Origin of the sequence: Streptosporangium sp. NPDC004379 (assembly GCF_042873875.1) — a bacterium.
Taxonomy (GTDB): domain Bacteria; phylum Actinomycetota; class Actinomycetes; order Streptosporangiales; family Streptosporangiaceae; genus Streptosporangium.
Genome location: NZ_JBIAMC010000015.1, coordinates 14,293 through 35,875, shown reverse-complemented (window position 1 = coordinate 35,875; position 21,583 = coordinate 14,293). Strand labels below are relative to the sequence as shown.

Below are 21,583 nucleotides of genomic sequence, written 5' to 3'. Positions count from 1 at the left end.
GGGTCCTCGGGTCCTCGGGTCCTCGGGTCCTCGGGCGGGCCCGCCGGTCCGCGGCGGGCTCAGTCGCGGTCCTTGACCACCGCCACCGTGCATCCGGCCCGCCGCAGCACCTCCCGGCTGACCGAGCCGAGCAGGCGGCTCCGCACCGGGCCGAGCCCGCGCGAGCCGACGACCAGCAGCCGCGCCCGGTGGCTGCCGGGCAGCAGCACCGGCAGCGGCGGGCCGCCGACCGTGCTGGTCGTGACGGTCACCCCGGCGGTTCCCCGGGGCAGTTCGGCGACGGCCTCGGCGACCCACCGCTCCAGCTCCTCCCCCGGCCTGCCCGGCCCGTCCCGGCGGGCGTGGATCGCGTGGATCGGCAGCCGGTGACCCCGGGCGTACCCGAGCGCGAACCGCAGGGCCGCCAGCGAGCAGGCCGACCCGTCCACCCCGACCACGACGGTCTCCGCGCGCCCCGCCGCCGATTCGGTCCCCCGTACGGCCAGCACGGGGCAGGCCGCGTGCGCGGCGACGTGGGCGCTCACCGAGCCCACGAGCAGCCCGTCCGTGCCGCCGCGGCCCCGGGCGCCGAGCACCAGCATCTCCGCCGTCCGGCCGAGCGAGACCAGCTCCGCCCCGGGGTCCCCCCGCAGCAGCACCGGCCGTACGGCGCGGCCCGGCAGCAGCCGCTCGGCCAGCTCCACCCCCTCCGACAGGACGAGCCCGGCGAGACCGCGTTCACGCGCGGTCACCGCCGCCTCGCGTTCGGCCCGGGGGCCGTCCCACACGTGGCAGACGGTCAGCCTCCCGCCGCGCACCCCGCACGCCCGTGCCGCCCACTCGACGGCGGCACGGCTCTGCGCGGACCCGTCGAACGCGACGACGATCTCGCGTCCCGCGCGGGGGCGGGAGGCGGCGCCGTGCGCGACCCGGGACAGGAAGTGGATCCGCGCGGCGAGCTGCGCGTCACCGCCACGAGTCATGCGGCAGCACCGGGACCAGGCGGAACATCCCCGTCATGAGCTCCGGCGGCTCCCCGTCGCCGGCCTCCTCGCCGATCCGGCCGGCCACCGCCCGCAGGACGTCGGTGGTGGTCACCATCCCCACGATGGTCCCGGACTCCCCCAGGACCGGGATCGCGGCGGTGCCGGCGCCGATCATGGCCGCCGCGGCCTCCCTCAGCGGCGCGTGCGCCGAGATGCGGGGGCAGCGGTGCCCGGAGACCAGGTCGTGGACGCGGACCCGGGACTGCTCGGCCGGGCCGCCCGACCAGCGGGCGGTGATGTCCTCGCGGGTGAGGACGCCCACCAGGTGGCGGTCGCCGTCCACGACCGGCAGGTGGTGGACGCCGGCCCGGCGCATGATCTCCCAGGCCAGCAGCGGCGACTCGTCGGGGTCGACGGCGACGAGCGTCCGGCTCATCACCCGGCCGACCGTGAGGTCGCGGACGTCCGGCGGGCTCTGCACGTCCATCACGCCTCCCCGCGGGCGCGCACCACGGCGACGGGGCAGTGGGAGTGGTGCAGCACGCCGTGGCTCACCGAGCCGAGCAGGGCCGAGCCGGCGCGGCCCAGCCCGCGGGAGCCGACGACCACCAGGTCCGCGTTCCGCGACGCGTCGCGGATGACCGCGACCGGGTGCCCGCAGACCACCGTCTCGGTCACCTCCACCTGCGGGTACTTGTCCCGCCAGGGGGCGAGCGCGTCCTTGATGATGTGCCGTTCGGAGGCGGCGATCTCCTCGATCAGCGGCGTGTAGGCGGTGGCGCCCGGTCCCACGACGGGCATCTGCCAGGTGTGCACGGCGTGCAGCCGGGCTCCGCGCCGGGCGGCGTCCTCGAAGGCGTACTCCAGGGCCGCGACCGAGTGGGCGGAACCGTCGAAGCCGACGACGACCTCGCCGGCCGGCTGCTCCCTCGGCTCCCCCTTGACCACCACGACGGAGGCGTTCACGTGCCCGGCCAGGGCCAGGGAGACCGAGCCGAGCAGCATGCCGGTGAATCCGCCCAAGCCGCGGCTGCCGACCACGACCTCCCGGGCGTCGGCGGCCTCGCGGCGCAGGACCTCCACGATCCTGCCCGGCTCCAGAACGGCGTCCACCTCCAGCTGGGGAGCGTGCTCGCGGGCCAGGTCGGCGGCGCTTTCGAGCATCCCCCTGCAGTACTCGGCCATGGAGTCGCGGAAGCCCGGCGGGGTCTGGAGCGGGAGGTCGTAGGTCCACGGTTCGCACACGTGCACGATCCGCAGGGCCCAGCCGCGCCGGACCGCGTCGTCGGCGGCCCATCGAACCGCGGCCCGCGCCGGGGCGGAGCCGTCCGTACCCACCAGTACGTGCGCTGTCATGTCACCCTCCTCAGGTTCATCACCGTCCATCCGACACCCGGGCCGTGGTCCGCCGCAGCGGCCGAAAGACCCGTCCGCCAGGGACTTCCGGTCCGGTTGCCGACGCTCCGGTCCGGCTGCCGTCGCCGTCACGGGCCGGAGCCCGCCCTCGCCTCCTCCCGTGAAGCGGCCCGTCCGCCGCCTCCTCCCGTTCCTCCCGCGAAGCCCTCCTCCCGCAGGGCGCCGCCGTCCGCGTCCCTCGTGTCTCACCCCTCCTCCGGAGACGGCACCACCGCGACCGGGCAGTGGGCGTGGTGCAGCACGCCGCGGCTGACCGAGCCCAGCACGAGCGAGCCGAGCCCGGTCAGGCCGCGCGAGCCGACGACCACGAGGTCGGCCCGGGCCGAGGCCTCGCAGAGGGCGGACACCGGGTGGGCGCAGACGGACGTCTCGGCCGTCTCCACCTGGGGGTGGTCCTCGATCCACGACTCCAGCACCCCGTGCACCGCCTCCCGGCCGGAGGCGAGGGCGTCCTCGGCCAGCGACGAGCAGCCGGCCGCGTACGGGGTCATCACGGTCGCGTGCCAGGCGTAGACCACGCGGAGGCGGGCGCCGCGGCGGGCGGCCTCGGCGAAGGCGTACTCCAGCGCGGCGCGGGACGCGGCCGACCCGTCGAACCCGGCGACGATCTCCCCCTGAACGGCCTCCTGGGCGCCGCGCACCACGACCACGGGACAGGCCGCCCGGCCGGCCAGGCCCACCCCGACCGACCCGACCAGCATGCCGGCGAAGCCGCCCAGGCCCCGGCTGCCGACGACGACCTGGACCGCCCGGCGGGACTCCTCCAGCAGCGTCTCGATGACCCGCCCGGTGACGAGCACCGGCGTCACCTCCACGCCGGGCGCCTGCTCGCGGGCCAGGTCCACGGCGGTGGAGAGCATCTCCTCGCAGGCGCGCGACACGCCCACCGGCGCGCCGGGCACCCGCGCGCCGGGTACCTGCGCCCCGGACGGCTGGACGCCCGGCACCTGCACGTACGGCAGGTCGTAGGCCCACGGCTCACAGACGTGGACGACGCGCAGGCCGCACCCGCGCCGGGCGGCGTCGTCGGCCGCCCACTTCACCCCGATCGACGCCGGCCTCGATCCGTCCGTGCCGGCCACCACGTGCCCGCCCATGGTTCCTCCCGTCCTGCGTCACCGTCTCCTGTTCTCCGCGCCCGGGGATCAGGGATTCTCAAGGTCCTCCAGGTTCTCCGGGTCCGCCGGGTCCGGCCGGTCCCACGGCGGGGGCACGACCGCGACGGCCCCGGAGGCGTGCCTGACCAGGGAGCGGGTCATCAGCCCCAGATGCCCGGACAGCATCGCCGACCGGCCCGCCCCGGCCACGAGAAGGGTCGCCTCGGCCGACGCGGTCAGCAGCGCCTCCTTCGGAGCGGTGGTGCTGAGGCAGACGTCGACGGTGACCTTCGGGTACTTCTCCTGCCACCCGGCGAGGCGCTCGTCCACCCACTCCCGGCAGACCCGGGCCGAGTCGTCGATGTCGGGCAGCGGGGCCATGGCCACGCCCCACGCCGTGAGGTGACGCGGATGGCCGGCGTGCATGACGAGCAGCCGCAGCCGCCGCAGCGCCGCCTCCTCGAAGGCGAACTCCAGCACCTCGTCGGAGGTGGTGTCCTTCAGGCCGAGCACCACCGGGCCGGCGTGCAGCGGCACGGGGATCGGGCCGGTCCCCCGGGTGATGACCACCGGGGCCCGCGCGTGGGCGGCGACGGAGGAGGCGGTGGAGCCGATCACCGACCGGGCCGGGGCGTTCCGCCCGCGGGAGCCGATCACGACGAGTTCGGCGTCGGCGGACAGCTCCACCAGCCGCCGGGCGGCGTGCCCCTCGTAGAGGTCGGTGGCCACCTCCACGATCGTGCTGCACGCCCGCGCGCAGTCGGCGCCGTGCCGCAGCACCCGCCCGGCCGCCTCCCGCCGGCGTTCCCCGGCGTCCTCGCCGGCCTCGCCGTACGGCCACTGCCAGGCGTGGACGACGGTCAGCGGGAGCCGTCTGAGCTCGGCCTCGTCCATGGCCCACTCCAGGGCCTGCAGCGAGTGGTCCGAGCCGTCGTAGCCGGTCACGACCCTGCGCCTTCTCATCCGCGGTTTCACCATGCTGTTCCCCTCGGTACTTCCCTTGATGTCCGGGGACGGCGGACGGCGGGTGGCCGTCTCAGCCGCCCCCGGCCAGCCGTACCGCCGTCACCTTGTACTCCGGGCACGACGTCACGGTGTCGGTGTGGTCGGAGGTGAGGGTGTTGACCCCGTTCCCGGGGAAGTGGAAGGCGCAGAACACCTGCCCCGGGGCCACCTCGCCGGTGAGCCGGGCGAGCAGCGTGGCCCGGCCGTGCCGGCTCTCCACGACCACCGGCGCGCCGTCGGCGAGGCCGTACCGGGCGGCGTCCACCGGGTGCAGGTCGAGCCGGTCGCCGGGGTCCAGCAGGAGGTTGCCCGTACGGCGGGTCATGGTTCCGGAGTTGTAGTGCGCCCAGCGCCGCCCGGTGACCATGACCAGCGGGTAGCGGTCGTCCGGCGTCTCACCCGGCGGCAGGTACGGCGGGGCGGCCAGGCGGGCCAGGCCGTCGGGGGTGGCGAACCGCTCCCGGTACAGGCTCGCCTCCCCGGGGGCGGCGGGGTCCGGGCACGGCCAGGGGACGGCGCCCTCGGCGTCCAGCCGCTCGTGCGACAGCCCGGCGAACAGCGGGGCCACCGCGGCGCACTCGGCCAGCGCGGCGGCCGGGGTGGGGCAGCCGAGGTCCGCGCCGAGCGCGGCGGCGACGGCGTTGATCACCGCGAAGTCGGCCATGGCCTCCCCCGGCGGGTCCAGCGCGGGGCGGACCCGCTGGAAGCGGCGGTCGAAGTTGACGAAGGTGCCGTCCTTCTCCAGCCACGACGCCACCGGCAGCACGACGTCTGCGCGGCGCGCGGTCTCCGAGGGGAACAGCTCCTGGCAGATCACCAGCGGGCAGGCGTCGAGCGCCTCGGCGACCCTTCCCGCGTCCGGGTCGGTGGCGCAGACGTCCTCCCCCATGATCCACAGCGCCCGCAGCGTCCCGGCGCGGGCGGCGGCGAACATCTCCGGGATGCGCATGCCCGGCCGTTCCGGGACCGGCGTGCCCCAGACGGCCTCGGCCCGCCGCCGGGCGTCCGGGTCGTCGACCCTGCCGTAGCCGGGCAGCGTGTCAGGCAGCGCGCCCATGTCGGAGGCGCCCTGGACGTTGTTCTGGCCGCGCAGCGGGTTGATCCCGAAGCCGCGGCCGGTGCCGACCGCGCCGCGCAGGATCGCCAGGTTGGCCAGCGCCCGCACCCCGTCGGTGCCGTGCAGGTGCTCGGTGACGCCGAGGCCGTAGAGGATCGCGGGGCGTCCGGCCCCGCCGTACAGGCGGGCGGCGGCCACCAGGTCGGCGGCCGGGACGCCGGTGACGGCGGCCACCCGCTCCGGCGGGTAGTCGCCGAGGAGCGCGGTCAGCTCCGGCAGACCGGTGGCGCGGCTCCGCAGGAACCCCTCGTCGATCATCCCCTCGGCCAGCAGCACGTGCGCCAGCCCGTGGAACAGGGCGACGTTCGTCCCGGGGCGGGGCCGCAGGTGCACGTCGGCGTGACGGGCCAGCCCCACGGCCCTCGGGTCGGCGACGATCAGCCGCGTCCCGTCCTCCAGGACGCGGCGCAGCAGCCGGGCCCCCACCACCGGGTGGGCCTCGGCCGGGTTGGCGCCCACCAGCAGCAGGCAGTCGGCGCGCTCGACGTCCTCGAAGGCGTCGGTGCCGCCGGGCAGGCCGAGGGAGGCGGTCAGCCCGGCCGCCGAGGGCGAGTGGCACAGCCGGGAGCAGTTGTCGACGTTGTTCGTGCCGAGGACGACCCGCATGAGCTTCTGCAGCAGGTAGTTCTCCTCGTTGGTGGCCCGCGCCGAGGAGATCGCCGCCACCGCGCCGGGGCCGCCTCCGGCGACGGCGGCCCGCAGTCCCCGGGCGACGTGGCCGAGCGCCTCGGCCCAGGTGACCTCCTCCAGGCGGCCGTCGCGGCGCAGCAGCGGCCGGGTGAGGCGGTCCGGCGCGCGCAGGAAGCCGTGGGCGAAGCGGCCCTTGACGCAGGCGTGGCCGCGGTTGACCGGGCCGTCGCGGCCGGGCAGCACGGCCGCGACCTCGCCGTCGCGGGTCAGCACGTCCAGCGAGCAGCCGACGCCGCAGTAGCCGCAGGTGGTGCGGGTGCGCGCGGTCACCGCCGCCCGGCCGCCGAGCGGCAGGCCGGGTTCGGTGAGCGCGCCGGTGGGGCAGGTGTCGACGCAGCCGCCGCAGGCCACGCAGTCGGAGTCGATCCACGGCCCGCCCGTGCCGGGGGCGACGACCGCGTCCGCGCCGCGGCCGGTCAGCGTGAGGGCGAAGGTGCCCTGGACCTCGGCGCACATGCGCACGCACCGGCCGCAGGCGATGCACAGGTCGCGGTCGAGGCGGACGTAGGGGTGGCTGTCGTCCCGGCCGCGCCCGCCCGGCGCGCGGGCGGTCTCCGGGCCGACGCCGAGCGCCCGGCACGCCTCTGCCAGCTCGCTGCCGGCGTCGCCGGCCAGGGCGCGCGGCGGCAGGCCCGCCACGATCAGCTCCACGGCCTCGCGGCGCAGCCCCGCCATCTCACCCGAGGCGACCTCCACGGAGGCACCGCCGGCCGCCGGGGTCACGCAGGCGGCGACGACGTGCCCGCCCGCCCGTACCAGGCAGGTACGGCAGGAGCCGGCCGGTGACAGGCGGTCGTCGTGGCACAGCGCGGGCAGCGTCGCCGGCCCGACGCCGGCCGCGCGCACCGCGTCCAGCAGCGAGGCGTCCCCGCCCACCCGGACGACGACGCCGTCCACCGTCACCTCCACCGGAGCCGCCCGCGCGACCCCGGGGACCGCCGCCTCGGGGTCCCCCGTCCCAGGAGCCGCGGTCGCGGGCGCCGCCGTTCCGGGGGTGTCCGCCCGCGGCGGGCCGGGGTTCACGGGTCCCACCCTTCGAGGCGGTCGCCGTAGGCACGGGCGAGGCTGCGCACGGCGGCGGGGACCCGGCGGCCGAAGGCGCACAGGCTGGCCTGGTCCATCACCCGCAGCAGCCGCGCGTACTCCTCATCGGGCGGCCCGCCGTCCCGCACCGGCCTCTCGCCGTCCGCCGCCGGGTTCTCCACTCCGGTGGCACCGGGTGCGCCGCCGGAGGCCTCGGACGCGGTGCCGTACCCGGCGGGGGCGGGCCGCCCGCCGTACCCGGCGATCTCCAGGCCGCGGCGGGAGCCGACGCGGCAGGGTGAGCAGGCGCCGCAGCTCTCGGCGGCGGCGAAGGCCCACACGTGGCGCAGCACGTCGCGCGGGGCCGGGCGCCGGTCGAAGGCGACGAGGCCGGCGTGCCCGAGCGCTGCGCCGCGGGCGGCCAGGGCCTCCTCCGTCAGCGGCACGTCCAGCCCGCCGGGGGCCAGGAAACCGCCCAGCGGACCGCCGACCTGCAGGACGGCGAGCTCGGCGCCGTCGCGCAGGCCGCCGCCCAGTCCGGTGACGACGCGCGACAGCGGCGTGCCCAGCTCGACCTCGTAGCAGCCGGGGCGGGCGAACCGCTCCGACAGGCAGACCAGCTTCGTGCCGGTCTCGGCCGGGGCGCCGCGGCGGGCGTAGGCGGCGCCGCCCCGGCGCACGATCCACGGCACCGCGGCGAGCGTCTCGATGTTGTTGACCACGGTCGGATCGCCCCACAGCCCCTCCCGGACCGGGTACGGCGGGCGGGGCCGGGCGCAGCCGCGCTCCCCCTCCAGCCCGGCGATGAGGGCGGTCTCCTCCCCCGCGACGTAGGAGCCGGCCCCCGCGACGACGTGGACGTCGACACCGACGCCGGTGCCGTGGACGTCGCGGCCCAGATGCCCGGCGGCGCGGGCCCGGTCCACCGCGGCCCCCATCGTGGCCAGGGCGAGGGGGTACTCCGAGCGGACCAGCACCACGGCCCGGCGGGCGCCGCAGGCGAAGCAGGCCAGCGCGATCCCCTCCAGCACCCGTTCGGGGTCGGACTCCATCAGCAGCCGGTCGGCGTAGGAGCCGGGGTCCCCCTCGTCGCCGTTGGCCACGACCACGGTGGCGGGCGAGCCGCCCGCGGCGGCCCACTTCGCGGCGACCGGGAACCCCGCGCCGCCCCGTCCGCGCAGTCCGGAGGCGGCCACCTCGGCGGCCACCCGCGCGGGGTCGCCCTCCCGGACCACCCTGGGCCACACCTGCCAGGCGGCCTCCCGGCCGGTGATCCCAGCGAGCACGACGGGGTCTCCGGTGGCGTCGGCGGCCGGGATCGGCGGCGTCCGCGGCGGCACCCGGCCGGAGAGCTGGCCGGCGAGATCGGGGCCGGTGCACGGGACGTCGCCGTCGAGGCAGGCGGGGCCCGCGTAGCAGTAGCCGAGGCAGCGCACCCCCTGCAGCGAGACCTCGCCGTCGGGGGTGACGCCGTCCACGGCGACGCCGAGCGTCTCCTCCACCTCGGTCAGATGGCGGCCCGCGTCGGCGGCGAAGCAGGCCGCCGCCGTGCAGATCCGCACGTGCCGGCGGCCGTGCGGGACGGCGAGGTCTGCGTAGAAGGTCGCGGGGCCCAGGCCGGCGGCGGCCGGCAGGCCGAAGGCGCGGGCCATCCCCGGGGCCCACGCCGCCGGGCCGCCCGGCACGGTGGCGGCGGCCCCGGCCAGCGAGTCGATCAGCCGGGCACCGGGACGTCCGCGCCGGTCGGCCAGCGCGCGGAAGGCGTCCCAGCGGGCGACCGCGTTCATAGACCCATGATGAACCCGCCCGGTTCGCCCCCCTGGCACCATGGGAGTACCGCGATGGGACTTTTGCCGCTTCTCTACCGTTCCTCGCACTTCTCACGCTTCTCACGTTCTTGCACCCCTCGCGGCCCTCACGCTTCTCACGTTCCTGCGCTCCTCGCGTTCCTCACGCCCCCGCCCTCCTCGCGCTCCTCGCGCGGCGGACGCCCGCGGGAAAGTTTCAGCGCCGACCTGCCGTTGCCCGCCGTACGGAAAGCGTTTCCTTGACAGCGGCCGGGACGGTGACCACCCTCCCCGTGGGAGCGCTCCCATAAGGAGGGCTCACGACCGCCGCAGCATCGGAAGGAAACTCACCGTGCGTCAAAGAAACGCGCTCCTGTCGGCCGCGGCCGGGGTGCTGGCCGCCGGCCTCGGGCTCGGGCAGCTGACCGGCCTGGCCAGCGCCGCCGCCGCGGGCCCCGCGCTGAGCGTGGACCTGGCCTCCGGCCGGTACGCGATCAACCCCGACATCTACGGCATGAACTTCGCCGACGAGGCGCTCGCCCGCGACCTGCGGCTGCCGGTCCACCGCTGGGGCGGGAACGCGACCACCCGCTACAACTTCCGCAACGACACCACCAACCGGGCCTCCGACTGGTACTTCGAGAACATCCCCAACGACAACCCCGACCCCTCGACCCTGCCGAACGGCTCGGAAACCGACCGGTTCGTCGAGCAGAACCGGGCCACCGGCACGCGGACCATCCTGACCCTGCCGCTGATCGGCTGGGTGGCCAAGGACCGGGCCAAGGCGTGCGGGTTCAGCGTCGCCAAGTACGGCGCGCAGGAGTCCACCGACCCCTGGGCCCCCGACTGCGGCAACGGCAAGAAGCCCGACGGCACCCTGATCACCGGCAACGACCCGAAGGACACCAGCGTCGAGGCCGGCCCGCAGTACGTCAAGGACTGGATCACCCACCTCAAGGGCAGGTACGGCGCCGCGGCCGACGGCGGGGTGAGGTACTACGAGCTCGACAACGAGCCCGACCTGTGGCACTCCACCCACCGGGACGTCCGCTCCAAGGGACTGGGCTACGACGAGCTGCGTGACCGCACCTACGAATACGCCGCGGCGGTCAAGGAGGCCGACCCGGGCGCCAAGACCCTCGGCCCGGTCGGCTGGGGCCTGAACTCGATCACCTTCTCCGGGCTGGACCAGGACACCTGCGGCCGGACCGGCTGCTGGAGCAACCCGCCGGACAAGGCGGCGCACGGCGGGCAGGACCTGGGCCCGTGGTACCTCGACCAGATGAAGGCCTACGAGGACAAGAACGGCGTCCGGATCCTCGACTACTTCGACAACCACCTCTACCCGCAGCAGTCCGGGGTGAGCGCCACCGACGCCGGCGACGCCGCCACCCAGGCGCTGCGGCTGCGCTCCACCCGCCAGCTGTGGGACTCCACCTACGTGGACGAGAGCTGGATCAACCAGCCGGTACGGATGATCCCGCGGATGCGGGAGCTGGTCGCCCAGCACTACCCGGGCACCAAGGTCGCCATGACCGAGTACAGCTGGGGCGCCTACGGCCACATCAACGGCGCGCTGGCCGAGGCCGACGTGCTGGGCATCTTCGGCAGGGAGAAGCTCGACCTGGCCGCGCTGTGGACCGCGCCCAAGGGCACCGACCCGGTCGCGTACGCGTTCCGGATGTACCGCAACTACGACGGCAAGGGCGGCGCGTTCGGCGAGACCGCGGTCTCCGCCACCAGCGCCGACCAGGGCAAGCTCGCCGTCTACGCCGCCGAGCGCGCCTCCGACAAGGCGCTGACCCTCGTCGTGGTCAACAAGACCGGCGAGGACCTCACCAGCGACATCGCGCTCAAGGGCCGCACCGGCTCCTCCACCGCGCAGACCTACCGCTACAGCGCCGCGAACCTCACCGCGATCCAGCGCGCCGCCGACCAGCAGGTCGGCGCGAACGGCTACACCGGCACGTTCCCCGCCAACTCCATCAGCACGGTCGTCATCCCCAAGGGCGGCGCCGACCCCACCCCCACCCCGACCCCGACGCCCACGGTCGACGACACCCCGACCCCGACGCCGGTCGCCTCCTGCACCGTGACCTACACGGTCACGAACCAGTGGCAGGGCGGTTTCCAGGGCAACGTCAAGGTCACCAACAACGGCACCGCCCCGGTCAACGGCTGGAAGGCCGGCTGGACCTTCGCCGACGGGCAGAAGATCACCCAGTCCTGGAACGGCACCCACGCCCAAAGCGGCGCCGCCGTCACCGTGACCAACGTCTCCTGGAACGGCACGCTCGCCGCGGGCGGCGGCAGTGCCGAGTTCGGCTTCCTGGCCTCCCTCAACGGCACCGCCAACGCCAAGCCCACCGCCTTCACCCTCAACGGCTCCCCCTGCCGGGCGGGCTGACCCCTCTCCCCTCCCCCGCCGCGGCCGGTGACCGTACCGGCCGCGGCGGGCTCCCCCTGGCGAGGTCGCACGCCCAGACCGACCTGGCGCTCCGCGCGGCCTCCTACGGCGTCACGGCCTGGCCGGTGGACGGGATGGACGCCCCGCTGGCCGCCCGCGCGGGCACCGGCTGACGGGAGGGCCGTGGTCTGGGCGTACCGGCGGCGCGTCGCTAAGCTCCCGTCATGCCGACCCATGAGCGGGAGATAACCGCCCCCGTCGATCTGTGCCTGCCCGACGGGCGGCTCAACCCCGGCGCCGTCGGATGGAGCAGGCGTCCGCTGCACCGCGCGAACCTGCGCGGCTGGGGCCGGGCCAAGCGCTGGGAGTACTGGGGCGTCGTCACCCCCGATCACATCGTCGGCGTGGTGGCCTCCTCCCTCGACTACGCGGGCGTGCACGGCGTCTACGTGCTCGACCGCGCGACCGGCGAGGAGATCGTCAAGGACGTGGTCGTGCCGCTGGCGCGCGGCGCGGTGTTCCCGGACCGCTGCGGTGAGGGCCGGGTGTCGGCGCGGGGCCCGGGGCTGCGCATCGACATCGACCAGCGCGCCGGGGGCACGTCGCTGCGGGCCGCCGCGCCCGGGGTGCGGCTCGACGTGGAGGTGCCGCTGCCCGAGGGGCACGAGTCGCTCGGCGTGGTCGTCCCGTGGAGTCCCCGGAGGTTCCAGTACACGGTCAAGGACCTCGGCAGGCCGGTGCGCGGCACCCTGACCGTCGGAGAGGCCCGGCACGTCCTCGACGAGGCGACCTCCTTCGCCGTGCTCGACCACGGCCGGGGCCGCTGGCCGTACTCGATCACCTGGAACTGGGCGGCGGGCTGCGCGCCGGGCCGGGCGATCCAGCTCGGCGGCAGGTGGACCGACGGCACCGGTTCGACGGAGAACGCGCTGTTCACCGGCGGGCGGATGCACAAGATCGGCGATGAGCTGACCTGGGTGTACGACCGGCGCGACTGGACGCGGCCCTGGCGGATGACCGGTCCCGGGGTGGAGGTCGTCTTCCACCCGTTCCACGAGAGGGTCTCACGCACCGAGCTGGGCGTGGTCGGCAGCGAGACCCACCAGTGTTTCGGCCGCTTCTCCGGCCGCGTCCGGACGGACGAGGGCGACCGGGTCGATCTCGACGGCCTGGTCGGCTGGGCCGAGGAGGCCCGCCAGCGCTGGTGAGGATGCCCGGCGGGCCCCGGCTCCGCTCCACCGTGGTCCACGAGGTCGGCCCGTACGGCCCGGCCTCCGGTCTTGCGGATGGGCTCCCACGTCATCCCGGCCTCCTCCTCGAGGACGCCGCCGGGGGCGTCGTCCCAGCGTGTGGCCGCCCGGGCGCCGCCGAGTAGGTGCGGAAGTCCCGTCCCTCCCGGGACCTCCTGCCCTACCGGCGGCGAGAAGGCCCGGCACAGGGTGGGTGCAGGGAGAAGCCAGGGGGAGGCATCACCATGATCACTTTGAGCGTCATCAAGGCCGACACCGGGGGGTTCGTCGGTCACTCCGCCGTGCACCCGGACATGCTGGCCGAGGCCAGGCGCGAGCTCGGCAGGGCGACGGCCTCCGGGCTGCTCATCGACGGCCGGGTCGCCTCCTGCGGCGACGACATCTCACTCATCATGACCCACACCTACGGCGTGGACGCGGGTCTCATCCATTCCTTCGCCTGGGACACCTTCCGGGCCACCACCCGCATCGCCCAGGAGCTGCGCCTGTACGGCGCCGGCCAGGACCTGCTGTCGGACGCCTTCTCGGGCAACCTGAAGGGCATGGGACCGGGCTACGCCGAGCTGGAGTTCGAGGAGCGCCCGTCGGAGCCGGTGCTGTGCTTCCTGGCCGACAAGACCGAGCCGGGCGCGTGGAACCTCCCGCTGTACAAGATGTTCGCCGACCCGTTCAACACCCCGGGCCTGGTCATCGACGAGAAGATGCACGCCGGGTTCGGCTTCGAGGTCTACGACCTGTACGAGGAGAAGCGCATCGTCTTCGACTGCCCGGCCGACATCTACGACATGCTCATGTACATCGGCGCACCGGCCCGCTACGTCGTCCACGGGGTCCGCTCCAAGACCCTCGGCGAGACGGCCGCGGCGACGAGCACCCAGCGACTGTCGCTCATCGCCGGCAAGTACGTCGGCAAGGACGACCCGGTGATGATCATCCGCTGCCAGTCGGGGCTGCCCGCGGTCGGCGAGGCGCTGGAGCCCTTCGCCTTCCCGTACACGGTCGCCGGCTGCATGCGCGGCTCCCACCACGCGCCGTTCATGCCGGTCCCGGTCGAGCACGCCCACCCGTCCCGGTTCGACGGCCCGCCGCGCGTGGTCTGCCTGGGCTTCCAGATCCGCGGCGGCAAGCTGATCGGCCCGCGCGACATGTTCGACGACCCGGCCTTCGACCGGGCCCGGCAGCAGGCGGGCGAGGTCATGGACTACCTGCGCCGGCACGGCCCGTTCGAACCGCACCGCCTGCCGCTCGAGGACCTGGAGTACACCACCATGTCCGTCCTGTCGCGGCGGCTGGCGAACCGCTGGACGCCGATGACCACCGAGGTCGCGACCCCGGCCCCGCCGACCCCGTCTCCGGTGCCGTGACCCGCGTGCCGTCGCCGCCGTCCGTACGGTGACCCGCACGGCGGCGGGCCCCGGGCGGCGTCCGGGACCAGCCGTCGCGAACGATGAGGAACCCGTCCCGGGCCCGGAGCCCCGGGGCGGGGCCTTCCCGTCCCTCCGTCACCGAGCGACCTACGGCCGCGGTACCGGGATCAGCATGACCGGCACGCCCGCCCCGGCCACCGTACGGCGGACGGTCCGCGCTCTTCCCGCCTCGGCGCGCTGGGACCAGCCCAGGGCGATGAGGTCGACGTGCTCGGTGGCCGCCACGTCCACCACCTGCTCCCCGGCGACCCCGCTGCGCAGTTCCATCCGCACCCCGGGGTGCGCGCAGTGCCGGGCCAGGAACTCCTCCTCCCACGCCCGGCGCTCGTGCGCGGCCTGGTCCCAGAAACGGGGGACGGTCGCCTCGTCGAAGACGTGCAGGACCACCAGGTCCGCGCCGGTGCGGGCGAACAGCCCGGCCGCCCCGGTCACGGCCGCCGCCGCCTCGGCCGAACCGTCCAGCGGCAACAGCACCCGGGAGATGGCCTTCCGGGCCGCCACCGGACCCGCCACCGGACCCGCCACCGGCGGCGCGGCCACGGGTCGCCGGGGCGGCAGCAGCACGACCGGTTTGCCGGCCCGCCGCACCACGGCCCACGTCCCCGACCGGTCACCGCCGTCACCGGCGAGGACGCCCGCGAGGACGTCCGGCCGTTCCAGCTCGTGCAGCACCGCCGCGACCGTCTCCCCGGCGCCGGACTCCGCGGCGAGGCGGAACGCCCGGACGTCGGCGCCCAGGAGCGTCGCCACCGCCCCGGCCGCGTCGACCACGGCCGCCTCCGCCCCCGGGTCGTGGACGACGGCCAGCACGTGCCGCGCACCGGACGTCACCCCCCCGGCGACCGGTCCGCGCCGCGTGCCCCGCGCCCCCGGCGCGGTGACCGATCCGCGCCCCGTGCTCCGCGCCCCCGCCTCGGCGGCCGGCCCGCGCCGCGCGCCTCCGGGTCCCGCCCCCGCGGACGGCCCGTTCATCGGTCCTCACCCCGCAGGCACGCGGAGCCGTCCACCGGGCGCGGATCGCCGTCGCCCAGCCGTATCCGCAGTGGCCCGTCGGTCCGCACGGTGACCGTCTCGCGTGTGACGTCCAGCCGCACCCGCCGCCCCAGGCAGCGGAACCGCAGGCCGAGGCCGCCCCACGCGGCGGGGAGGACGGGGTCCAGGCGGAGGACGCCGCCGCTGACACGGGCCCCGGCGAACCCGGTGAGCATCGCCTGCCAGACGCCGCCGAGCGTGGCCAGGTGCAGGCCGTCGGCGGTCGTCCCGGTCAGGTCGTCCAGGTCGAGGACCAGCGCGGTGCGCAGCAGGGCCAGCGCCTCGTCGGCGCGGCCCGCCCGGGCGAGCAGGGACGCCATGATCGCCGGGGAGAGCGAGGAGCCGTGCGCGGTGCGGGGGCCGTAGAAGTCCAGGTTCGCCGGGAGCGAGCCGGCCTCGACCTCCTCGGGGACCATGTGGTGCAGCATGAGGACGTCGGGCTGCTTGATGATCTGGGTGGCGGCCACCCGCTCGCGGCCGAGCAGCAGGTCGGCGGCGACCGGCGGGGTGGCGACCTCTGCCATGGTCAGCGGTTCCAGCCGGAAGTAGCCCGCGAACTGCTCGTACAGGCCCGTGACGGGGTCGTGGCCGTCCACCAGGCGGCCGGCGAGGGTGAGCCACCGTCCGGCCTCGGCGCATCCCGGGCCGGCGAGGCGGGCCGCCCGCCGCAGGTTCCACCGGGCCATCACGTTGGTGAACGCGTTGTCGGTCACCCCCTCGTGGTACTCGTCGGGGCCGATCACCCGGTCGATGTGCGCCCGGCCGTCGCGGTCCGTCCGGCAGCGGGACGTCCAGTAGCGGGCGGTCTCGGCCAGCAGGGGCCGGGCCGGGCCCGTCAGGAAGCCGTCCTCCCCGCTCCAGCGGGCGTAGTGGACCGCCGCCCAGGCGACGTCGGCGGTGATGTGCTCCTCCAGCCGCCCGGTGAGGATGCCGATGGCCTCCCCGCCCAGGTGCCCGATCGCGGGGGTCACGTCGTCTCCGGTTGCGGCGGACTCCCAGGGGAAGCGCGCCCCCGCGCAGCCCAGCGTGGCGGCCCGCGCCCGCGCCGGCCCCAGACGGCTCAGGCGGTAGGCGACCATGGCCCGGGCGGCGGCGGGATGCATGCTCACCAGGGCGGGCAGCACGAACACGTCGGCGTCCCAGAAGACGTGGCCGCCGTAGGCTCCGCCCGACAGTCCCCGGGCGCCGACCGCCGCCTCGCCGTACTCGTCGTCGATGCCCGCCGCGCCGGGCCCACCGGCTCCGGCCGCCGCCTCGCCGTATCCGCCGCCGGCGGCCGGGGGCGGCCCCGCGCGGCCTCCGTACCCCGGCTCCGCGCGGCCCCCGTGCTCCGCGCCGCCTCCGAGCCCGCCGCCCGCGAGCCGGTCGGCGTTGGTCCAGAGCTGGAAGAGGGCGAACCGTACGGCGAGCTGCGCGGCGGGGTCGTCCGGGATGCTGACGTTCACCGCCGCCCACCGCCCGGCCCACGCCTCCCGCTGCTCGACGAGCAGCCGGTCGAACCCGAGCCGCTCTGCCGCCTCCAGCGCCCCGGCGGCGTCGTGCGGCACCGGGCGGCGGACGGGGTCGGCCGTGTAGGCGGCGATCCGTTCCACGGTGCGCACCCCGCCGTCGCGGCCCACGCGCTGCGAGGAAAGGGCGACGACGCCTCCGGGGCCCGTGCCGCCCACGGAGCCTCCGGCGCTCCCGGTGTCCCAGACGTCCAGGCCGCTCCCGGCCGTATCGAACCCGGTGTCCCCGGCCGCCCAGCCGACGGCGCCGGTCACCCGCGCCCAGTCGCGGCCGCCGTGCCGTCCCTCGGTGCCCTGCCCCTCGGCGGGCAGCCGCAGCGGCGGCCCGGGGCGCAGCCGCCCGATCCCGGCCTCGGCGCGCATCGCCACCACCCCGGGACGGTTCACGCACGCCAGCCGCAGCGTGCGGACCGGCGGTGTCCGGCCGGTCTCCTCCCTCGCCATCAGGCCGCTGCGCAGGTCGAGCAGGCGGAGGTCCTCCTCGGGCGGCGGGCGCAGGACCAGCCCGGTCCACTGGGGTCCGGCCAGCAGATGCTGCCCGGACCCCACGCCGGTGTAGATCCCCATGGCGAGCACCAGGGGGTGCGAGCCGGGGACGGCCTCCTCGACCGATCCGCGGGTCGCGAACCCGCCGGCGCCGAGGGTGAGCAGCGTCTCGGTCACCCGGTTCCGCGCCGGGTCCCGGCCGGTCTCCCGGATCGTCCACGCCGGATCGTCGTCCACCAGGGGGACCCGCCGGCGCCGCCTCAGCCGTACCTGCCGGTCGAGGACGGCGAGCACCGCGTCCGGACCGCCCTCCAGGAACAGGACGCCCGCGTCCGGACCGCCCTCCTGGAGCGGAACATCCTCGGCCGGCCCGCCCTCCGGGAACAGCACACCCTCGTCCGGCCCGCCCTCCAGGAACAGCACACCCTCAGCCGGGTCACCCGTGCCCGCCCCCGCCGCCGGGCGGAGTCCGGGGCCGACCGCCACCAGCGTCGCCCGCGCGGCCTCCGGGACGGAGGCGATCGCGTCCGGGCGGCCGGGCGCCGCGAACCGGTCGCCGATCACCAGGACCGCTCCTGGGCCGATCCCGCGCTCCGCCAGCAGCGCCAGCGCCGTCCGCAGCCCCCGCGCCCCGCCCCCGATACGGCCTGCGGACCCTGCCCCGGTACGGCTCACGGACCGGATCCCGCCCCGGAGCGGGCCCGCCGCCCTCTCCCCGGGACGACCGGCAGGCCCCGTCGCGTCCCATACGCCGGCCCCGGCGCCTTCCCATGAAGGGACGGGCCGGAGTCCCGCCTCGCCCACCTCGTACGGCTCCGCCTCCGGGCCCGCGCACAGCCACAGGCGTCCGGGGCCGGCCGGCCGGGCGCGCAGCAGCCCGTCCACCGCCTCCGGCGGCTCTCCGGCGAGCACCGCGACGTCGAGACCGGCGGCGCAGAGCGCCGTCACGCGGCGGCGGAACGGCGCGGCGGGGGCGCCCGACGGCACCCCGGTCGCGCGCCAGCCGAGCACCACCGCCGCGAACACGCGGTCCCCCAGCCGGTGATCCGAAACGTCCATCGGTTCCTTCCGTGCCGGATCCGGGCCGCCCGCGGGTCCCGCTCCCCGTCCGGCGCCCGCTCGGGTCTCCCGGTCATGCCCGGTCCCGTCCCCGAGCGCGCACCGGACCCCGCCGGCCCCGGCCGGGGCGTGCGGGCGGTTCCCCGTTCCGGGCGCCCACCGGATCCTGTTTCCTGATGCTTACCCGTTCTGGCACCCTTCACCTGCGGTTTTCCCACTCCTGAGCGTCTCCCGGCCGCGTCGGGAGCCGCGGCTGCGGGTAGGGGACCGGCATCGGGGACGTCCGCCCGCCACGCGGGGGCGGGCGGCGCCGGCCGTACGGCCGGACCGGGACGCGGAGGCGTGATCGATGGAACCGTGGGCGCAGGTCAGGGAGACGCACTCCGGCGTCGTGATCCTTCTGGGGGATCGCGCCGTCAAGCTGAAGAAGCCGGTGGACCTCGGCTTCCTCGACTTCACCTCCCTCGAGGCGCGGCGGGCCGTCTGCCGGGAGGAGGTGGACCTCAACCGGCGGCTGGCCCCGGACGTCTACGAGGGGGTCGCCGACGTGGTCGGCCCCGACGGCCGGGTCTGCGAGCATCTCGTCGTGATGCGGCGCATGCCCGAGCAGCGGCGGCTGTCGGCGTTGGTCCGGACGGGCGAGCCGGTCGACGATCACCTGCGCCGGATCGCCCGGGTGCTCGCCGGCCTGCACGGCCGTGCCCGCCGTTCCCCGCGGATCGACCAGGAGGGCGGCGTGGCGGCGCTGCGCTCGCGGTGGACCGCGAGCTTCGAGCAGGTCCGGGCCCTGCCGGAGCGGGTCGTCGACGCCCCGGTGCTGGACGGGATCGAACGGAGCGCGCTGCGCTTCCTCGACGGCCGCGGCCCCCTGTTCGCCGCCCGCGTCGCCGGCGGCCGCATCGTGGACGGCCACGGCGACCTGCTCGCCGAGGACGTCTTCTGCCTGGACGACGGGCCCCGGATCCTCGACTGCCTGGAGTTCGACGAGCGGCTGCGTTTCCTCGACGGCCTGGACGACGCGGCCTTCCTCGCCATGGACCTGGAGCGGCTGGGCGCGCCCCGGGCCGCCGAGCTGTTCCTGCACTGGTACACCGAGTTCTCCGGCGACCCCGCCCCGCCCGCGCTGTGGCACCACTATGTCGCCTACCGGGCCTTCGTCCGCGCCAAGGTGGCCTGCCTGCGGCACGCCCAGCACGAGCCGGGCGCGGCGCCGCGGGCCCGCGAGCTCGCCGATCTCACGCTGCGCCACCTGCGGGCCGGAGCGGTTCCGCTGATCCTCGTCGGCGGGACGCCCGGCACCGGCAAGTCGACGCTGGCCGCGGCCCTCGCCGACCGGCTCGGCGTGACGCTGCTGAGCAGCGACCGCGTCCGCAAGGAGCTGGCCGGCGTCACCCCCGAGCGGTCCGCCGCCGCCCCGTTCGGCGAGGGCGTCTACGACCGGGAGCACACCGAGCGCGCCTACGGCGAGCTGCTGTCGCGGGCCGGCAGGCTGCTGCGGAACGGCGAGCCGGTCGTCCTCGACGCCTCCTGGACCGACGCCGCGCACCGGACGGCGGCCGGAGCGGTCGCCGACGGCGCGTCCAGCGAGTTGTTCGAGCTGCGCTGCACCGCCCCGTCCCAGGTGGTCGCCGACCGGCTCGCGAGCCGTACCGGGGGGATCTCGGACGCCGGTCCGGAGATCGCGGCGGAGCTGGCGGCGCGGGCCGCGCCGTGGCCCGGCGCGGCCGAGATCGACACCGGCGTCCCGCTGGAGCGGTCGCTCGAACAGGCGCTGGCGGTGGTCCGCCCCGTCTGGGAGCCGTCCTCCGTACGGTTCCATCGCCCTCTCCTGGAGCCGGGATGAGCGAGGCTCCGACCGGACACGGCGGACCCCGGCAGGCCGCGCCGGACGACACCGGAAGCGGGTCGCCCGGGTACGACGCGCCGCTGCGCGACGGGGAGACCGTCCACATCAGGCCGCTGCGGGGCCGGGACCGCGCGGCCCTGCACGACCTGGTGGAACGGACCTCGGAGGAGTCCGCCTACCTGCGGTTCTTCGCCGGCGGGCGGGCCACGGCGCACCTGCACGTGGAACGCCTGACCGCCCCCGGCCACCGGGGACGCGCGTTCGTCGCCGTCCTGGGCGGGCGGGTCGTCGGGATCGCGGAGCACGTCCCGGCGGAGGATCTCAGCGACGCCGACGTCGCCGTGCTCATCGACGACCGCGTGCACGGCCGCGGTCTCGGCACGCTCCTGCTGGAGCGTCTGGCGATCGATGCCGCCGGCCTGGGCGTGGCCGAGCTGGTGGCCGACGTGCTGCCCGTCAACCGGATGATGCTGATCGTCCTGGACGATCTCGGCCTGCCGGTGACCCGCGAGTTCACCGGCGGCGAGGTGCGGGTCCGGATCGACCTGCGGGCCGTCGCCGCGCTGGCGGACGCGACCGAGCGGCGCCGCCACGGGGCCGGGCCCGCCGGGCGCGTCCGGCGGGACGGCAGGCGTCCCGGGCACGAAGGACGGGCCGGATCGCCCGATCACCCCGCGCGGGACGGAGCGCCGTGACGTCCCGCCCCGTGCTGGACGCCGGGCGGATCGCGGCGGTGATCTTCGACACCGACGGGGTGCTGACCGACACGGCCGTGATCCACGCCGCGGCGTGGAAGGAGGTCTTCGACGCCTTCCTCGGCGAGCGCGCCCGGCGGCACGGCGAGCCGTTCCGGCCGTTCGACGCGGACGCGGAGTACCTGCTGCACGTCGACGGCAAACCTCGCGCCGACGGCGTCCGGGACCTCCTGCGGTCCCGGGGGATCTCGCCGGAGACGAACGTGGTCGCGGCGCTCGCCTCCCGCAAGGACGCGGCCTTCCTGGCCGCGATCCACCGGTACGGCGTCGCCCCCTTCCCCGCGGCCGTCGCGCTCGTCACCGGACTGCGGCGCCGCGGAGTGCGCGTCGCGGCCGTCTCGGCGAGCCGCAACTGCGCGGAGGTGCTGCGCGCGGCCGGCATGGCGGACCTGTTCGATGTCCGGGTCGGCGGCGTCGAGGCCGCCCGGCTGGGCCTTCCCGGCAAACCGGACCCCGCGCTCTTCCTGGAGGCGGCGTGGCGGCTGGGCGTGGAGCCGGGTGAGGCGGCCGTCGTGGAGGACTCCCTCGCCGGGGTGCGGGCCGGACGGCGGGGCGGGTTCGAGCCGGTCATCGGCGTGGACCGGCGCGGCCGGGGAGAGGCGCTGCGGGCCGCCGGGGCCGACATCGTCGTCGGCGACCTGGCGGAGCTTCACCTCATCGGTCACCGGGCCGCTCCGGAGCCTCCGGCGGCCTCCTGACCGCGGACGTCA

15 protein-coding genes are annotated in these 21,583 nt (G+C 76.3%); 6 read left to right on the top strand and 9 right to left on the bottom strand.

Going from position 1 to position 21,583, the window contains the following annotated elements; genetic code table 11:
- Window positions 1-59: 59 nt before the first annotated feature.
- The 7 genes from ACFYSC_RS27890 to ACFYSC_RS27860 form a co-directional block, all read right to left on the bottom strand.
- Complete coding sequence (locus tag ACFYSC_RS27890) at window positions 60-962, bottom strand: universal stress protein (RefSeq protein ID WP_389967618.1); 903 nt, start codon at window positions 960-962, stop codon at window positions 60-62.
- Window positions 946-1,452 carry an HPP family protein gene (locus ACFYSC_RS27885; RefSeq protein ID WP_389967616.1) on the bottom strand — a complete coding sequence of 169 codons (507 nt, stop codon included), beginning with the start codon at window positions 1,450-1,452 and terminating at the stop codon, window positions 946-948. The genes ACFYSC_RS27890 and ACFYSC_RS27885 overlap by 17 nt, the downstream gene beginning before the upstream one ends.
- On the bottom strand, window positions 1,452-2,321 hold the full coding sequence (locus ACFYSC_RS27880; RefSeq protein WP_362944872.1) for a universal stress protein: 870 nt from the start codon (window positions 2,319-2,321) through the stop codon (window positions 1,452-1,454). The genes ACFYSC_RS27885 and ACFYSC_RS27880 overlap by 1 nt, the downstream gene beginning before the upstream one ends.
- Window positions 2,322-2,566: 245 nt before the next feature.
- Complete coding sequence (locus tag ACFYSC_RS27875) at window positions 2,567-3,478, bottom strand: universal stress protein (RefSeq protein WP_389967614.1); 912 nt, start codon at window positions 3,476-3,478, stop codon at window positions 2,567-2,569.
- 48 nt (window positions 3,479-3,526) lie between these two features.
- Window positions 3,527-4,441 carry a universal stress protein gene (locus ACFYSC_RS27870; protein WP_389967612.1) on the bottom strand — a complete coding sequence of 305 codons (915 nt, stop codon included), beginning with the start codon at window positions 4,439-4,441 and terminating at the stop codon, window positions 3,527-3,529.
- A 73-nt stretch (window positions 4,442-4,514) separates the two neighbouring features.
- Window positions 4,515-7,313 carry a formate dehydrogenase subunit alpha gene (fdhF, locus tag ACFYSC_RS27865; RefSeq protein ID WP_389967611.1) on the bottom strand — a complete coding sequence of 933 codons (2,799 nt, stop codon included), beginning with the start codon at window positions 7,311-7,313 and terminating at the stop codon, window positions 4,515-4,517.
- Window positions 7,310-9,100, bottom strand: a complete 1,791-nt coding sequence (locus ACFYSC_RS27860; protein ID WP_389967609.1) for an NAD(P)H-dependent oxidoreductase subunit E — start codon at window positions 9,098-9,100, stop codon at window positions 7,310-7,312. The genes fdhF and ACFYSC_RS27860 overlap by 4 nt, the downstream gene beginning before the upstream one ends.
- Before the next feature lie 352 nt (window positions 9,101-9,452).
- Between ACFYSC_RS27860 and ACFYSC_RS27855 the strand changes: the two genes are divergently transcribed.
- The 3 genes from ACFYSC_RS27855 to fbp all read left to right on the top strand — a co-directional run bounded on the left by ACFYSC_RS27855 (window position 9,453) and on the right by fbp (window position 14,124).
- Window positions 9,453-11,510, top strand: coding sequence for a glycoside hydrolase family 44 protein (locus ACFYSC_RS27855; protein WP_389967607.1), 2,058 nt, complete (start codon window positions 9,453-9,455; stop codon window positions 11,508-11,510).
- 224 nt (window positions 11,511-11,734) lie between these two features.
- Window positions 11,735-12,718, top strand: coding sequence for a DUF2804 domain-containing protein (locus ACFYSC_RS27850; RefSeq protein WP_389967605.1), 984 nt, complete (start codon window positions 11,735-11,737; stop codon window positions 12,716-12,718).
- 266 nt (window positions 12,719-12,984) lie between these two features.
- Entirely contained in the window at window positions 12,985-14,124 is a 1,140-nt protein-coding gene (fbp, locus tag ACFYSC_RS27845; RefSeq protein ID WP_389967604.1) for a fructose-1,6-bisphosphate aldolase/phosphatase, read from the top strand.
- A 150-nt stretch (window positions 14,125-14,274) separates the two neighbouring features.
- On the opposite strand, the gene ACFYSC_RS27840 is transcribed toward fbp, so the two are convergent.
- Both ACFYSC_RS27840 and ACFYSC_RS27835 read right to left on the bottom strand, forming a co-directional pair.
- Entirely contained in the window at window positions 14,275-15,159 is an 885-nt protein-coding gene (locus ACFYSC_RS27840; RefSeq protein ID WP_389967602.1) for a universal stress protein, read from the bottom strand.
- Window positions 15,156-18,272 carry a glycosyl hydrolase family 65 protein gene (locus ACFYSC_RS27835; RefSeq protein ID WP_389967600.1) on the bottom strand — a complete coding sequence of 1,039 codons (3,117 nt, stop codon included), beginning with the start codon at window positions 18,270-18,272 and terminating at the stop codon, window positions 15,156-15,158. The genes ACFYSC_RS27840 and ACFYSC_RS27835 overlap by 4 nt, the downstream gene beginning before the upstream one ends.
- 349 nt (window positions 18,273-18,621) lie before the next feature.
- On the opposite strand from ACFYSC_RS27835, the gene ACFYSC_RS27830 reads away from it, so the two are divergent.
- The 3 genes from ACFYSC_RS27830 to ACFYSC_RS27820 are packed head-to-tail and all read left to right on the top strand — an operon-like array spanning window position 18,622 to window position 21,571.
- Window positions 18,622-20,115, top strand: coding sequence for an AAA family ATPase (locus ACFYSC_RS27830; protein ID WP_389967598.1), 1,494 nt, complete (start codon window positions 18,622-18,624; stop codon window positions 20,113-20,115).
- Entirely contained in the window at window positions 20,112-20,813 is a 702-nt protein-coding gene (locus tag ACFYSC_RS27825) for a GNAT family N-acetyltransferase (protein WP_389967596.1), read from the top strand. The genes ACFYSC_RS27830 and ACFYSC_RS27825 overlap by 4 nt, the downstream gene beginning before the upstream one ends.
- On the top strand, window positions 20,810-21,571 hold the full coding sequence (locus tag ACFYSC_RS27820) for an HAD family hydrolase (RefSeq protein ID WP_389967594.1): 762 nt from the start codon (window positions 20,810-20,812) through the stop codon (window positions 21,569-21,571). The genes ACFYSC_RS27825 and ACFYSC_RS27820 overlap by 4 nt, the downstream gene beginning before the upstream one ends.
- Window positions 21,572-21,583 lie beyond the last annotated feature (12 nt).